Annotated in this window: 1 protein-coding gene; it reads left to right on the top strand. The window is 72.4% G+C overall.

Annotated features, from left to right (window positions below):
- A partial coding sequence (locus A5732_RS04825; RefSeq protein WP_253189004.1) for a PE/PPE C-terminal domain-containing protein occupies positions 1-725 on the top strand: 725 nt, incomplete at both ends.

The raw sequence follows: 725 nt of genomic DNA on the forward strand, positions 1-725 counted from the left end.
TCGGCGACGAAGGTGACGCAGTTCCAGAAGGCGCCCGAGGTGACCAACCAGGCGGGCCAGGCCAACCAGGCCGCGGCGGTCACCAACGCGTCGGCGAACTCCACGGCGACCAACACGTCGAAGACCCTGCAGTCGCTGGCACAGCCCGCGGCGAGCACCACGACCCAGGCGACGACTCAGGCGACGACGGCGGCGACGACCACCACCGACCCGCTGTCGGAGGTTTGGTTCCTGCTGACCGGGCAGACCAGCCTGCCCACCAACCTGGGAACCCTCGTCAACGGCTACAGCCCGTTTGCGGGTCTGTTCTATAACACCGAGGGTCTGCCGTACTTCAGTACCGGTATGGCCAACACCTTCACCCAGATCGCCAAGTCGGTCGGTGCCATCGGCGGGGCGGCTCCGGCCGCGGCCAAGGCCCTGCCGGGGCTTGGTGGTCTGGGCGGGATGCTGGGCGGTGGCGCGGCCGCCGCTCACCCGGTGGCGGCGCTGGGCAGCGCGGCCTCCGTCGGTGGCAAGCTCTCGGTGCCGGTCGCCTGGTCGGGAACGCCGGCCGCGCCGGCGCTGGGCCATGCCATCCCGGTCAGCAGCATCAGCGCCGCCCCCGAGGCGGCCGGCGGACCCGGAAACCTGCTCGGTGGCATGCCACTGGCCGGCGCGGGTGCGGCCGGGCACGGAGTCGCCGGCCCCAAGTACGGCTTCCGGCCCACCGTCATGGCCCGACC

Source organism: Mycobacterium colombiense (assembly GCF_001953985.1).
Taxonomy (GTDB): domain Bacteria; phylum Actinomycetota; class Actinomycetes; order Mycobacteriales; family Mycobacteriaceae; genus Mycobacterium; species Mycobacterium colombiense_B.